The following is a 13,336-nucleotide window of genomic DNA, read 5'->3' as shown; positions in this document are numbered from 1 at the left end:
AAGTGGGCCACGAGACGCTGATCAATGCAGGCGGGACCACCCACCAGCGGGAGTGGAACGCCCTGGGCCAGATCACCGCCCAGATCGACTGCTCACAGCAGCGCACCGAGTACGCCTACGACCGCCATGGATATCTGGCCAGCGTGACCAATGCCCTGAACGAGACCACCCGCACCCAGCACGACAAGATGGGCCGACGTATCACCACCCAGCTTCCTGATGGGCTCTACTGGCACCACCATATGGACTCTCTTGGGCGCTTGGTGGAGCTGGAAGGCCCGCAAGGGTTTCGGCAGCAGTTCTTCTTTGATGACCACGGCCGCCCGGTGCAGCGCATCGAGGCCGACGGTAGCCAGCAGTTTACCGCTTACGATGACATTGGCCGCTTGAGCGAACTGACCCTGGGCAACGGCGCGGTGTACCGCTTTGCTTATGACGAAATGGATCGCCTCGCCAGCGAAACCGGCCCCGACGGCCGCGAACAGCAGTACCGCTACGATGACGCTGGGCGACTGATCGAACGCATCGAAGCCAACCGCCCCGGCCCCGACGGCCAGCCGCTGGTGACCCGTTACGACCATGACGAAGCCGGTCGCCTGACGGCCCGGCACCTGCCCGCCACCGAGCACACCCCGGCCAGCAGTGAACATTATCAGTGGGGTGCCAATGGTCAGTTACTCAGCGTCACCAATGACCACGGCGAGGTCACGTTCCGCTACGACGAAGCCCAGCGGTTAATTGGCGAACAGCAGCGGCATAGCGCAAACGCCGAAGGTAACGGTTGGACATGGCAACACCAGCACACGCTCACCGCCACTGGCGCGCCCGAAGCCAGCCAATTCGGCGACCTACCGGCGCTAAATTGGCACACCTACGGCAGCGGCCACCTGCACGGCATGAGTGCCCCCGGCCTGGATCTGGAAATCGCCCTCGAGCCCGATGCCCTGCACCGAGAGACCCAGCGCCGTCTTAGCACCAGCACCAATCAGCCGCTGGTACTAGAGCGCGGCTACACAGAGCTGGGCCAACTGGATCACCTCACCCTGCGCAGCCCGGACACCACCAGCCAGCAAGCCTATCAATACGACGCCCTGGGCCGGATGAGCTTCCGTAGCTTGCAAGGTGTCCCAGCAGAACAAGTCATCGCCTACAGCTACGACGCCGCCGGGCGCTTGATCGGCAGCCAGCACGGCGACTACGCCCACCGCTACTCGGTGGATGCGGCGGGTAATCGCTTAGAGCAAAGTGTCGACAAGCAGCAAGGACTGACGGATAACCGCCTCACCCAACTCAACGGTACCCGCTACCGCTACGACGGCGCAGGCAATCTGATCGAACGCCAACAGCCCAACGGCGAACGTTTAACCCTGGGCTACGACGGCGCCAACCGCCTAGTTCACCTGATCCACGCCAGCGAGCTGGGGGCGACCCACGAAGCCACTTACCGTTACGACGGCCTGGGAAGACGCATCAGCAAAACCGTGCGCCACACCAACGGCACCACCGCCACCACCCACTACGGCTGGGACGGTGATCGCATCGTGCGGGAAGAAACCGATAACCAGCGCACTACCGTGGTGTATGAGCCTGGGAGTTTTGTGCCCATGCTACGTATCGACGACACCCAGCAAGGCCAGCTAGTCAGCGCCTATATCACCGATGCTCTCGGCACACCCATGCAACTGGTCACCCCCAACGGCCAACCCCGCTGGCTCGCCGAACCCGACGACTGGGCAGCCGTCAAAAACCAACGCGCCGTGCGCAACGTCACCCAGCCAATCCGCTTCCAGGGCCAGTGGCATGATGAAGAATCAGGGCTTTACTACAACCGCCATCGTTATTACGACCCGCAGCAGGGGCGGTATATCAGCCAGGATCCGATTGGGTTAAACGGCGGCACGAATTTGTATGGCTATGTGACCAATCCGACGGGGATGGTGGATCCGTTGGGGTTGGTAGGTGAGTGTCAAGGCAACTGGGAGCATGTTGACTCGGTAACTGGGTATGGAAAATCAGTTACTGCTAGAGGTGTGAATGGTTCATTAGTAAGACTGCGAGCAGCAGATGCTCGAGCCGCACTCCATGTAACGTCGTTCCACTATGAGGCTACATTTACCAGTGTTGACGTTAACGGCGATCCTGTTCCGGGTGTTTATCCAGTTCACTCTGGAGCATTGAGCGGCCTTCCTGCAGGAGGTGGGACAAGCAAGGTCTTCGATAACCCCTCACCATCGGACTGGACAGTGTCGATACCGAACCAACAAAAGTCATGCGACAACTGCGGGGAGCCTCAGATTCGTGTTCAACAATGTCTTGAATAAAGCACCGCTTCTCCTCGCTGCATTAGTATTACTCGGATGCAGCCAGGAAGAGGATAAATACTACAGGGCTGACTGCATTGTCAGAATCAATATTGACTGGTCCGGATACTATATGGAAAGGAGGTTGGCGGTGCAAAACCGTGTCTTGCCAGAGGCGGCTCGCGCTTACCATGAAACTCTTGGCTTTGACAGTCCTGTTGCAGGCCCAAGTGGCTCAGTCAAAGGAGAAGGGAGAGAGTATTATTACCTCCAATTTTCAGGAATGTGTGATAGGCGCTACGAGTTTGCAGAGAACATCATTACATATTTTGAAGATAACTTTGATGACGTTCCGCCCATGGAGGTGGATCCAGGGAGATTTGAGCCTGGAAGGGACACTATAGAGGTCTACGGTGATTCGTGGATAGATGGCGAGCGGGTCTATCAACCGCAATAAAGTAGTGCGCGAGTTTGAGTGGCAAGACCATATGCTCACCGCCCCCCGGGTACCCGGGGGCATGGAAGCCCACTACACCTGGGATCGCCACGCCCCGGATGGCCGCGTAGTGGGCCAGCAGGAAGCCGGTGGCTTAGCGCGGACGTACAGCTATCAGGTGGATCACACCCTGGTCACCGACAGCCTGGGCCGGGAGGAGCGCTACCACTTTGTGGGCAGCGGCCCCGGCCGCCGTTGGACGGCCCACACCCGCGCCGATGGCTCGCGGATCGAGTTCCGCTACGACCGTGCGGGGCGCAAGATCGCCACCGTGGATCCCCTGGGCCACGAGACACTAATCGAGCGGGATGACCACGGCAAGTAATCGCCCAGACCGGCCCCGATGGCCGCGAGCAGCACTCCGGACGCTTGATCGGCAGCCAGCACGGCGACCACGCTCACCGCTACTCGGTGGACGCGGCGGGTAATCGGTTAAAGCAAGGTGTCGACAAGCAGCAAGGACTGGCGGATAACCGCCACCACCCAGACGATGATCGCATTGTGCAAGAAGAAACCGACAACCAGCGCACTACCGTTGTGTACGAGCTGGGCAGTTTTATGCCCAGGCTCAGAACCGACGACCAGTTAGTCAGCGCCTACATCACTGAAGCCCTCGGCACATCCATGCAACTGGTCACCCCCAACGGCTAACCCCGCTGGCTCGCCGAACCCGACGACTGGGCAGCGATGAAAAACCAACGCGCAGTGCGCCACGCCACCCAACCGACCCGCTTCCAGGGCCAGTGGCATGACGAAGAATCAGGGCTTTACTACAACCGTCAAAGGTATTGCTGGGGGCTTCTAAGATCTATACAAAAAATCTGGGATCTTTCAGCTATTTAGTAGCTTACTTGAGTATTTTATACCGGCTTATAAAAACACAGCAGATGCTGTCCTATTTCTGGAGATTTTCCCTCCAGGCATAGGAGTATCAGAAGGCGACAATGACTGCGACACTTAACCGGCTGTTGGTTGGTATAGGCAGGAGCAGTCAAGCTGTGCAAGGCTGGTCAGGCCTAGCAGCGCCATATTGCGCTCTATTTCACGCTGCAAGAGATCGGCGACATGTTCAACGCCTGCTTGCCCTGCGCAGGCGGCTGCGTAATTGAAGGGGCGGCCTACGAAGACAAAATCGGCACCCAGCGCTAATGCCTTGATGACATCGGTGCCACGCCGGAAGCCGCTATCGATCATAATCGGTATATCGCTGACGCGACGCTTAATCTCGGGCAGCACCTGGAGCGGTGAAATGGTGCAGTCCAACTGGCGTGCACCATGGTTGGATAAAATAATGCCATCGACGCCTGCCTGCTGGGCACGCACCGCATCTTCTGGGTTGAGAATGCCTTTGACAATCAAGGTGTCAGGCCATAGGCGCCGTACCAAATCGAGATAGCCCCAATCAAAATGGCGGCGGCCAGAGAAGTCCCGCGCCGCCTGACGTGAGATGACCGGAGCTCCCCGCTCAGCATGATTGTTCTCAAAATGCGGCATACCGTGCTTGTACAGCGTGCGCAGAAAGGTATTGATTAGCCAGCCTGGTCGCATCAAACCATCGAACGCTAGGCGCAGGCTGGGCTCCAGAGGTGAGGAAAAGCCAGAGCGACGAAGGTTATCAGGGTTGGGGGGCACCGGGTAGTCGAGGGTGACGACTAGCTTTTTAAACCCCGCCCGCTGGATGCGCGCCAGCAGCGCCTCGATACCTTCAGGCGTTCCCGGCAGGTAGGCCTGAAACCAATCGGCACCTTCGACTTTCGCCACCTCTTCCATGGGTACCAGTGATGACCCACTCATGATCATCGGCAGGTTGCGCTGTGCCGCTGCTCGCGCCAGCACTAAGTCTCCTTGGTAAGCCGACAGTGCACTGATGCCCATGGGGGCGATACCGAAAGGGACGGCATAGCGTTTGCCAAATAACTCTTTATGCAGATCAATCTGCGAGACGTTAACAAACGCTTTGGGCAAAAACCGATAATCATCGAAAGCGCTGAGATTGGCTCGCTGGGTTCGTCCATCCTCTGCGACATGGTCAATATAGCCAAAAATTGGCCTGGGCAGCTTCCGACGCGCCAGCCGCTCAACGTCGTGCAGATTATGGATGCTTGAGAGTTTTGTTTGAGCACCCAGTGACTGAAACCTTCCTTTCACACAACGCTCCTAATGATTATCGTACATTGCCCTACCTATCAGGCTCGCTTATTCAAGCCGGTACAAAGCGCAGCGCCACTCCGTTATTACACCAGCGCAGGCCGGTAGGATCGGGACCATCTTCAAATACGTGGCCTTGATGACCGCCGCAGCGGGCACAGTGATACTCGGTACGGGGCCACACCAGTTTAAAATCCAGTTGGCTAAGCATGTGCCCTTCGACATGCTCGAAAAAGCTTGGCCAGCCAGTGCCTGAATCATATTTCATTTCACTGGTGAACAGTAATAGATCGCAACCTGCGCAGCGATACTCGCCCTCTCCCCACTCTTTGTCTAAGGGGCTTGAGAAGGCAGGCTCGGTGCCATGGTCACGAAGTACATTGAAGGCCTCTTCAGAAAGCCGTTCGCGCCACTCGGCCTCGCTCAGCTCCAGCGCTTCTAACCCAGGAGCAGCTTCCAGATCCAGGCGTGGAAAGCCAAACGAGAGGCCAGGCATAATCCCCACTACGCCGGTGAGTCCTGCTAGGCCTAAAAATTGACGTCTTTGCATAAGTTGCGCTCCCTAATATGAGGTAAGGAAAGTCGTCGGCAAGCGTCATACTAGCCAAGAAGCATCGCCCACAAAAAAGGGACAGTGCCGTGGCACTGTCCCTGTTTGACGACTAGTAGTTTTGACTACTTAGTCGTGAATGCGTTCGGATACTTACACCAGCACGTCACACCGACACGCTACTTTTCAGCCCGGCTAACATTCAGGTTAGCTGGGGGCCTGCCTTGACGATCGCTTCGTTGACGCCTTCGAATTTCTTGAAGTTATCGACAAATTTGGTAGCTAGATCTTTAAGGTGACGATCGTAGGCGTCACGGTCTTGCCAGGTTTCACGCGGATCAAGCAGACTGGAATCAACGCCGGGTACCGCGAGCGGCACTTGCAGGTTGAGGCCTTCGATGTGCTTGGTGTCGATGTCGCGCAGTACGCCAGACTGAATCGCGCTAATAATCGCGCGAGTGGTCGGAATAGAGAAGCGCGAGCCGCCTTCGCCGTAAGCACCGCCGGTCCAACCGGTGTTGACCAGATACACCTGGGCATCTTTCTTATCGACACGCTTGATCAGCAGGTCGGCGTACTCGCGTGCAGGGCGCGGGAAGAACGGCGCACCAAAGCAGGTAGAGAACGTGGCAGCAAGGCCTTCGGAGGAGCCCATTTCAGTAGAGCCCACTTTGGCGGTGTAGCCAGACAGGAAGTGATACGCCGCGGCTTCTTTAGAAAGAATCGATACCGGGGGCAATACGCCAGACATATCGCAAGTCAGGAACACGATAGCATTCGGTTCGCCAGCGAGGTTTTCCGGTACGCGCTTCTCGACGTGCTCTAATGGGTAAGCAGCGCGGGAGTTCTGGGTCAAACTGTCGTCGGCATAATCAGGCTCGCGACGATCATCCAGCACCACGTTTTCCAGTACGGTGCCAAACTTGATGGCATTCCAGATAACCGGCTCATTCTTCTCAGAAAGGTCGATACACTTGGCGTAGCATCCGCCTTCCATGTTGAAAACGATACCGTCGCCCCAGGCGTGTTCATCGTCGCCGATTAAGAAGCGCGCCTGATCAGCGGAAAGCGTGGTTTTACCGGTGCCAGAAAGGCCGAAGAATAGGCAGGTTTCGCCATCTTCGCCAACGTTGGCAGAGCAGTGCATGGGGAGTACATCGGCCGCTGGTAACAGGAAGTTCTGCACCGAGAACATGGCTTTTTTCATTTCACCGGCGTAGCGCATACCGGCGATAAGCACTTTTTTGTCGGCAAAGTTGATGATCACGCAGCCGTCAGAGTTGGTGCCGTCGCGGGTAGGATCACACTCAAAGCCAGCGGCATTAAGAATTGTCCACTCATCTTTAGCGGCTGGGTTATAGGCCTGGGGACGCACAAACATGGTACGGCCAAACAAATTTTGCCAAGCGGTTTCGGTGGTGACGCGAACCGGCAGGTAGTGAGCAGAATCACTGCCAACGTGAAGCTCAGAAACGAAATGCTCCTGACTGGCCAAGTGGTCATTGACCCGATCCCACAAGGCGTTGAAATTGTCGGCGTCAAAGGGTTGGTTGACGCTCCCCCAGTCAACTTGGCTGCGCGTGGAGGGCTCATCGACGATATAACGATCTTTCGGTGATCGACCGGTACGCAGGCCGGTGTTGACTACCAGGGCACCGTTGGCCGAGAGGCGGCCTTCGCCACGGGTCACGGCGCGCTCGATAAGATCGGCGCTGCTGAGATTGACGTGGGCTTGGGGAGCGGCTTGAGTCGTGGTCATGTCGATTCCTGGGCCTTGAGGCCGTTTCTCTCGTGTTACCGGGCGTCACCGACGCCTTAAAATTCATCCCAGCCTGCGCTTAATCGGCTGGGTACGCTGAAGTCCGGCGCATTATGGCAAAAAGAAAGCCCCCGTGAAACGGGGGCGAAGATCAAATATCTTGTAGTTAAACTACTACAAAAGCACTATATTTTGTGTTGCGCCGCAGTATAGATTCAAACGTTCGTTTTTAAAACGTGCTGAATGGGTTGAATCTACTGGCACTATTGAAAGCGACTTTAAAGCTACCGCTGAGCCCCCTCGACTACACACTTAATGAATCGTTGGTGACGGTGCCTCGGGGTCGTCCAATAAAGTTTCAATATCCGCCGCTGTGTAGTGATATTTCGTGTGGCAAAAGTGACATTGTGTATCAATCGCCCCTTGCTCGTGCAAAATATCACGCAGTTCTTCTTTGCCTAGCGAGTGCAGCGCATAGCTCATGCGCTCCCGAGAACAGGTACAGCCAAAACGCAGGGCTTTGGGTTCAAAGACACGCACGGTTTCTTCATGGTAGAGACGGTGAAGCACTTCGCGCTGCTCAAGCCCCAGTAGTTCCTCTGTTTTAATCGTATCCGCTAGCTGTACGCTGCGGTCCCAGGCATCGACATCCTGGTTCTGTGACTCTTCAGGCAGTCGCTGTAGCAATAGCCCGCCCGCACGCTTCTCATCGGCCGCCAGCCATAGACGGGTCGGTAGCTGCTCGGACTGACTGAAATAGGCTTCCAGGCAGCCGCCCAGGGATTCTTGATCCAGCGCCACAATGCCTTGATAGCGATTACCTTCGCGGGGGTCGAGGGTAATCACAATTTGACCTTCGCCGACCAGCTCGCGGAAGGTCGCGTGCTCGCTAGGCAGCGCGGCGTCTTCCGCTATACGGGCGATGGCACGCAGCTCGCCACCTGGGTTGGATTCAGCCATTAATAACGACAGCACGCCGCGACCCCGCACTTCGATACTCAGCGTGCCATCCAATTTAACCGTATCGGTGAGCAGCGCCACGGCGGCTAGCAGCTCCCCCAGCAGCTCATTCACCGCCGGCGGATAGGCGTGGCGATCCAATACGTCGTGATAGGCGGCAGCCAGTGTGACGATTTCACCACGCACATTGGTGTGATCGAACATAAAGCGTTGAATTTGATCGGACATAATTTAACAACCTGATATTAATTAAGACGGTGACTGGAGCTAGATAAAGGTGAGGATAGATAAGGTGGAGCTACTCGCCCTGGTTACGCTGAAAACGCTGAATGTCGCGACGCTGCTTTTTGTCAGGGCGCTTGAGCGGGTGCTGCATCGCCTCATTAGTCAATCGTCTGGCTTCGGCTTCTTTAGCACGACGCTGCACGCTCTCTTCGGTTTCCGCATAGAGCGTGCGCGCCTCTGGCGCGCCGCGGCGTTGATCCGAAAGCGATAAAACCTCTACCTCCAGTATCTCCCAGCCCTGGGGCACGCGAATAAGTGCACCGACTTCCACCTGTTTGCTGGTTTTAGCGCGGCCACCGTCGTAATTCACCTTCCCGCCCTCGATGGCCTTTTTAGCCAGCGCGCGGGTCTTAAAAAAGCGCGCTGCCCATAGCCATTTATCCAAGCGTACGCTGTCACTCATTCGCGCTCTCCTTGAGTTTCTGACAGCGGCTCAGGAAACTGTTCAGGCAGCAAATGAGCAAATCGATCAAGGGCAATAAATTCCTGCAGCTCTTTTTCAGGGCGCCGGCTGTCGGGCTGTTTAATGCCTAACAAATGTTTGATACCAAACTCCCGGGCGCTTTCAAGCACGCGGGGGTTGTCGTCAATAAATAGCGTGCGCGCGGGGTCAAACGCTTCGATCTCCTGCAGCGCAAACCAGAACGCCTGCTCCTCTTTGGCAGCACCTACATCTTCTGATGAGATGATGGCGTCCAGGTAGCTTTCTAAACCGGTAAGAGGTAGTTTTAATGCAAGGCTTGCTCGGTCAGCGTTGGTGGCCAGAATGACACGCGGATGCGCTTTCTTAAGCCACTTTAGAAAATCCAGCGCGTCGCTGCGCAGGCCAATCAAATGTTGAACTTCGCGCTTCAGCGCCACGATATCTACACCTAACTCGCGGCTCCAGTAAGCCAAGCTGTACCAGTTCAAGGTACCCTGCTCGCCGATAATTCGTGCGCGCAACGCTTCTTGAGAGGCCTCATCTAACTGGTGCAACTCACGGTAACGTTGTGGTAAGTGCTCCAGCCAAAAGTGGCTATCGAAGTGTAAATCCAGCAGCGTGCCATCCATATCGAGTAGGACGGTGTCTATCTCGCGCCAATCAATCATTGCCGCTCCAGTCACATTAGGAGTAAGCGTGCTATTGTAGCTTAACCGCCTTTTTCCAGCCATGGAGGCCCTCGTTTATGTCTACATTCGATCAGCAAGAAGAGGCTAGCGTTAACCGCCCGGGTTACCAGCAGAGGCCACAAATTTTGGCTCGCCAGCGTGTGGCCCAAAGCCGTTTGTTTCAGATTGAGTCACTTGATTTACGTTTTTCTAACGGTGAAGAGCGCCAATTTGAGCGTTTGACCGGTGCTGATCGCGGTGCGGTGATGATGGTGGCAATGCCCGATCCCGAGCACGTACTGCTGATTCGCGAGTACGCAGCAGGGTTCGAAGATTATGTGCTCACGCTGCCAAAGGGGTTAGTCGACCCTGGTGAAGATATCATCACCGCGGCTAATCGCGAGCTTATGGAGGAGTGCGGAGTTGGCGCGCACCGCATTGAGCCGCTGGTCGAACTTTCGTTAGCGCCTAACTATATGCGCCACCGCATGCAGGTTCTGCTCGCCACCGACCTTTACCCCAAGCGCCTGCCGGGCGATGAGCCCGAGCCGCTTATCGTTGAGACCCACGCGATTGAAGACCTCCCCTCCCTGCTGCTGCGCGAAGATTTTCACGAGGCGCGCGCCATTGCCGCACTCTACATCGCCAGAGACCGATTACGCGAAGAGAAGCGCAACAGCGCGACGGATTTGCTGTGATCATTCACATCAATGATTTTTCAATGCGATCCAGCGCCGTTGGCGGTGGCTGTCTAGCCCCGCTTCTAATAAGGTCATGGAGCGCAGGGCGTCGTCGACGCTTACCGGTAACGGCGCTTTGTCGCTGATAGCGGCGGCGATGCCTTGGTAATACGCCAGATAATCGCCCGGCAGGGTTGGAAGTTCACGGCGTACCAGCGGCGCATTTTCCCCCTCTCCATCACGCAGCATTAAAGTGCCGTGCTGCGTATCTTCACCCCATTGAGAGGTCGGCAGTTCGCCTGCTTTCAAGCGATCCTCTTGGGGGTCTAAGCCGTACTTAACAAAGCTGCCATGGGTGCCATGAATCCTAAAGCGCGGGGTTGGATCGGCAACCAGCGTGCCCGCTGCCAGAGTAACGCGAAAGCCTTCATAATCGAGCAGCGCCAGGAAGTCATCATCCGCCTTGGCACCATCGCGAAGTGCGCCTAACTCCAGCAAAATGGCTTGGGGCATACCAAACAGCTCGCAGGCCTGATCCAACAGGTGCGGCCCCAGGTCGTACCAAATGCCGCCACCGGGGGTGGCCTTCTCGCGCCAGCGGTCGCGAACTTCGGGGCGAAAGCGATCAAAGTGCGACTCAAAATTGACTAGCCGACCTAACGTCCCCGCCTCCAGCAAATCTTTAACGGTCAGAAAGTCGCTATCCCAACGGCGATTGTGGAACACCGACAGCAGACACTCTTTATCATCCGCCAGCTTTTTGAGCAGCTTTCCTTCCGACAGCGTGACTGTGAACGGCTTATCGACCACGACGTGCTTGCCCGCCGTTAGGGCCGCCTTGGCGAGCGAAAAGTGCGTGTCGTTCGGGGTTGGAATAACAATCAGATCAATGTCAGGGCGCTGGCATAGCGCCATCGCTTGGCTCTCAACCTCAACATTGGGTAGAGACGCCTCAACCTTGGCAGCATCGCTCGACGATACGGCCACCAAGTCCAGGCCTTCCGTGGCCTGGATCAGCGGTGCGTGGAAGGTTTGGCTAGCGAAACCGTAGCCAACTAATCCAACGTTAATAATCGCCTTCATTTGATTCCTTACTTGGGCCTGTTCCTGGTTTAAGCTGCGTACATCAGTTGAGTGTATCAGTCGAGCTTGCTTAGATCTCGAACCGCCCCTTTGTCAGCAGAGGTCGCCAGCAGGGCATAAGCCTTAAGTGCTGGGGTGATCTTGCGGGGGCGCTGTTCGATGGGTTTCCAGGCAGTGATGCCTTTGGCTTCCATCGCCTCGCGGCGAGCCGCCAGCTCAGAATCCGTCAGTTGGACGTTGATCGTCCGGTTGGGGATATCGATACGAATCAGGTCGCCCTGCTCGATCAATCCAATCGCGCCACCTGCCGCAGCTTCCGGAGAGACATGACCAATGGAGAGCCCGGAGGTGCCCCCCGAGAAGCGCCCATCGGTCAGCAGCGCACAGCCTTTGCCCAACCCCTTGGATTTGAGATAGGACGTCGGGTAGAGCATCTCCTGCATACCAGGGCCGCCTTTGGGACCTTCATAGCGAATCACGACCACATCGCCCGCTTTGACCCTGTCCGCTAGTACATCAGCGACCGCCTGATCCTGGGACTCCACCACATGGGCGGGGCCTTCAAACACCAGGATCGAGTCGTCGACCCCAGCGGTTTTGACCACGCAGCCATCCAGCGCGATATTGCCGTAGAGTACGGCCAAACCGCCCTGCTGGGAGAAGGCGTGCTCAAGGTCGCGAATACAGCCGGTAGCGCGATCGCCATCCAGGCTCGGCCAGCGGGCGCTTTGCGAGAACGCTGTTTGGGTGGGAACGCCCCCCGGCCCGGCTTTGAAAAACTCAACGACCTCCGCACTGGGCGAGCGCATGATATCCCACTCATCCAGCGCGGCTTTGAGGCTATCGCCATACACGGTGGGCACCGATGTATCCAGCACCCCGGCACGATCCAGCTCGCCTAGAATGGCCATAATACCGCCGGCTCGGTGAACGTCTTCGATATGGTACTTCTGGGTATTGGGCGCAACCTTGCACAGCTGAGGCACTTCACGGGAGAGGCGGTCGATATCCGCCATGGTGAAGTCCACCTCGGCTTCCTGGGCCGCCGCCAGGAAGTGCAGAATCGTGTTGGTAGAGCCACCCATGGCGATATCCAGGGTCATGGCGTTTTTAAACGCCGCCTTGGAGGCAATGGCGCGGGGCAGCAGGTGCGCTTCTTCACCTTCGTAATAGCGTTTGGCCAGCTCAACAATGCGATGACCAGCGGTTTCAAATAGACGGCGGCGATCCGAGTGGGTCGCCAGCACGGTGCCGTTGCCGGGCAAGGCTAGACCCAACGCCTCGGTTAAACAGTTCATCGAGTTGGCGGTAAACATCCCCGAACAGCTGCCGCAGGTGGGGCAGGCGCTACGCTCCACTTCTGCCAGGGTCTCATCGTCTACGCTGTCGTCAGCAGCCATGACCATGGCATCGACGAGATCCAGCCCGTGGTTGAGCAGCTTGGTTTTGCCTGCTTCCATGGGGCCGCCAGAAACGAAGATAACCGGAATATTGAGGCGCAGAGCAGCCATCAGCATTCCAGGGGTGATTTTGTCGCAGTTGGAAATACACACCAGCGCATCGGCACAGTGGGCGTTGCACATATACTCGACGCTGTCAGCGATGAGATCGCGGCTGGGCAGCGAATAGAGCATGCCGTCGTGGCCCATGGCGATACCATCGTCCACGGCGATGGTATTAAACTCTTTGGCCACACCACCGGCTTTCTCAATCTCACGTGCGACCAGTTGGCCCATATCCTTTAAGTGGACATGGCCCGGCACAAACTGGGTAAAAGAGTTGGCGACCGCAATAATCGGCTTTTGAAAGTCTCCATCCTGCATACCCGTGGCGCGCCACAGCGCGCGAGCGCCGGCCATATTGCGACCAGCAGTGGTAGTACGTGAACGATACTCTGGCATGGCATCCTCTACTCTCTATTTTTTTATCAGCCCACAGCATAAAAGGCCGTGGACTGGGATAAATCCAACGGCCTTTAATTGT

Annotated in this window: 13 protein-coding genes; 5 read left to right on the top strand and 8 right to left on the bottom strand. The window is 56.8% G+C overall.

The window, feature by feature from the left end; translation table 11 throughout:
* The first annotated feature begins 2 nt into the window (after nt 1-2).
* From QT230_RS01115 to QT230_RS01100, 4 genes are read left to right on the top strand one after another with little or no spacing between them, the layout of a single operon-like run.
* Nucleotides 3-2,321 (top strand): RHS repeat-associated core domain-containing protein, encoded by a 2,319-nt coding sequence (locus tag QT230_RS01115; RefSeq protein ID WP_308319647.1) that lies wholly within the window; start codon nt 3-5, stop codon nt 2,319-2,321.
* Nucleotides 2,299-2,757 carry a hypothetical protein gene (locus QT230_RS01110; protein ID WP_308319646.1) on the top strand — a complete coding sequence of 153 codons (459 nt, stop codon included), beginning with the start codon at nt 2,299-2,301 and terminating at the stop codon, nt 2,755-2,757. Before QT230_RS01115 ends, QT230_RS01110 begins: the two co-directional genes overlap by 23 nt.
* Complete coding sequence (locus QT230_RS01105) at nt 2,729-3,121, top strand: hypothetical protein (protein WP_308319645.1); 393 nt, start codon at nt 2,729-2,731, stop codon at nt 3,119-3,121. Before QT230_RS01110 ends, QT230_RS01105 begins: the two co-directional genes overlap by 29 nt.
* Before the next feature lie 44 nt (nt 3,122-3,165).
* Nucleotides 3,166-3,447 (top strand): hypothetical protein, encoded by a 282-nt coding sequence (locus QT230_RS01100; protein ID WP_308319644.1) that lies wholly within the window; start codon nt 3,166-3,168, stop codon nt 3,445-3,447.
* A 306-nt stretch (nt 3,448-3,753) separates the two neighbouring features.
* Here QT230_RS01100 and QT230_RS01095 read toward each other — a convergent pair whose 3' ends face one another.
* From QT230_RS01095 to yrfG, 6 genes are all read right to left on the bottom strand, one after another.
* Entirely contained in the window at nt 3,754-4,944 is a 1,191-nt protein-coding gene (locus QT230_RS01095) for an alpha-hydroxy acid oxidase (RefSeq protein WP_308319643.1), read from the bottom strand.
* A gap of 52 nt (nt 4,945-4,996) precedes the next feature.
* Nucleotides 4,997-5,494 (bottom strand): peptide-methionine (R)-S-oxide reductase MsrB, encoded by a 498-nt coding sequence (msrB, locus tag QT230_RS01090; RefSeq protein WP_308319642.1) that lies wholly within the window; start codon nt 5,492-5,494, stop codon nt 4,997-4,999.
* Between the two features lie 202 nt (nt 5,495-5,696).
* Entirely contained in the window at nt 5,697-7,253 is a 1,557-nt protein-coding gene (locus QT230_RS01085) for a phosphoenolpyruvate carboxykinase (RefSeq protein WP_308319641.1), read from the bottom strand.
* Between the two features lie 312 nt (nt 7,254-7,565).
* Entirely contained in the window at nt 7,566-8,441 is an 876-nt protein-coding gene (hslO, locus tag QT230_RS01080; protein WP_308319640.1) for an Hsp33 family molecular chaperone HslO, read from the bottom strand.
* 70 nt (nt 8,442-8,511) lie between these two features.
* A complete protein-coding gene (locus QT230_RS01075) occupies nt 8,512-8,901 on the bottom strand; it encodes a S4 domain-containing protein (protein WP_308319639.1) in 390 nt (129 codons plus the stop codon).
* Entirely contained in the window at nt 8,898-9,590 is a 693-nt protein-coding gene (gene yrfG, locus QT230_RS01070) for a GMP/IMP nucleotidase (RefSeq protein WP_308319638.1), read from the bottom strand. The genes QT230_RS01075 and yrfG overlap by 4 nt, the downstream gene beginning before the upstream one ends.
* Before the next feature lie 77 nt (nt 9,591-9,667).
* Here yrfG and nudE point away from each other — a divergent pair, with 77 nt between their 5' ends.
* Nucleotides 9,668-10,288 (top strand): ADP compounds hydrolase NudE, encoded by a 621-nt coding sequence (gene nudE / locus QT230_RS01065; RefSeq protein ID WP_308319637.1) that lies wholly within the window; start codon nt 9,668-9,670, stop codon nt 10,286-10,288.
* A gap of 9 nt (nt 10,289-10,297) precedes the next feature.
* Here the strand turns inward: nudE and QT230_RS01060 are convergent, their stop codons facing one another.
* Together QT230_RS01060 and ilvD are read right to left on the bottom strand one after the other, a co-directional pair.
* Nucleotides 10,298-11,353 (bottom strand): oxidoreductase, encoded by a 1,056-nt coding sequence (locus QT230_RS01060; RefSeq protein ID WP_308319636.1) that lies wholly within the window; start codon nt 11,351-11,353, stop codon nt 10,298-10,300.
* Between the two features lie 56 nt (nt 11,354-11,409).
* Entirely contained in the window at nt 11,410-13,254 is a 1,845-nt protein-coding gene (gene ilvD, locus QT230_RS01055; protein ID WP_308319635.1) for a dihydroxy-acid dehydratase, read from the bottom strand.
* Nucleotides 13,255-13,336: the final 82 nt, after the last annotated feature.

The sequence above is a fragment of the Halomonas sp. SpR8 genome, from assembly GCF_031010195.1.
In the GTDB taxonomy this organism is placed as follows: domain Bacteria; phylum Pseudomonadota; class Gammaproteobacteria; order Pseudomonadales; family Halomonadaceae; genus Vreelandella.
Note: the sequence above shows the minus strand (reverse complement) of the source record. Positions and strands in the feature narration are given on the sequence as shown.

What these genes read in the sequence shown, in the direction of transcription:
- QT230_RS01105 (WP_308319645.1), top strand. Translation starts at nt 2,729, where the DNA reads ATGGCGAGCGGGTCTATCAACCGCAATAAAGTAGTGCGCGAGTTTGAG.
- msrB (WP_308319642.1), bottom strand. Translation starts at nt 5,494, where the DNA reads ATGCAAAGACGTCAATTTTTAGGCCTAGCAGGACTCACCGGCGTAGTG.
- QT230_RS01085 (WP_308319641.1), bottom strand. Translation starts at nt 7,253, where the DNA reads ATGACCACGACTCAAGCCGCTCCCCAAGCCCACGTCAATCTCAGCAGC.
- hslO (WP_308319640.1), bottom strand. Translation starts at nt 8,441, where the DNA reads ATGTCCGATCAAATTCAACGCTTTATGTTCGATCACACCAATGTGCGT.
- QT230_RS01075 (WP_308319639.1), bottom strand. Translation starts at nt 8,901, where the DNA reads ATGAGTGACAGCGTACGCTTGGATAAATGGCTATGGGCAGCGCGCTTT.
- yrfG (WP_308319638.1), bottom strand. Translation starts at nt 9,590, where the DNA reads ATGATTGATTGGCGCGAGATAGACACCGTCCTACTCGATATGGATGGC.
- nudE (WP_308319637.1), top strand. Translation starts at nt 9,668, where the DNA reads ATGTCTACATTCGATCAGCAAGAAGAGGCTAGCGTTAACCGCCCGGGT.
- QT230_RS01060 (WP_308319636.1), bottom strand. Translation starts at nt 11,353, where the DNA reads ATGAAGGCGATTATTAACGTTGGATTAGTTGGCTACGGTTTCGCTAGC.
- ilvD (WP_308319635.1), bottom strand. Translation starts at nt 13,254, where the DNA reads ATGCCAGAGTATCGTTCACGTACTACCACTGCTGGTCGCAATATGGCC.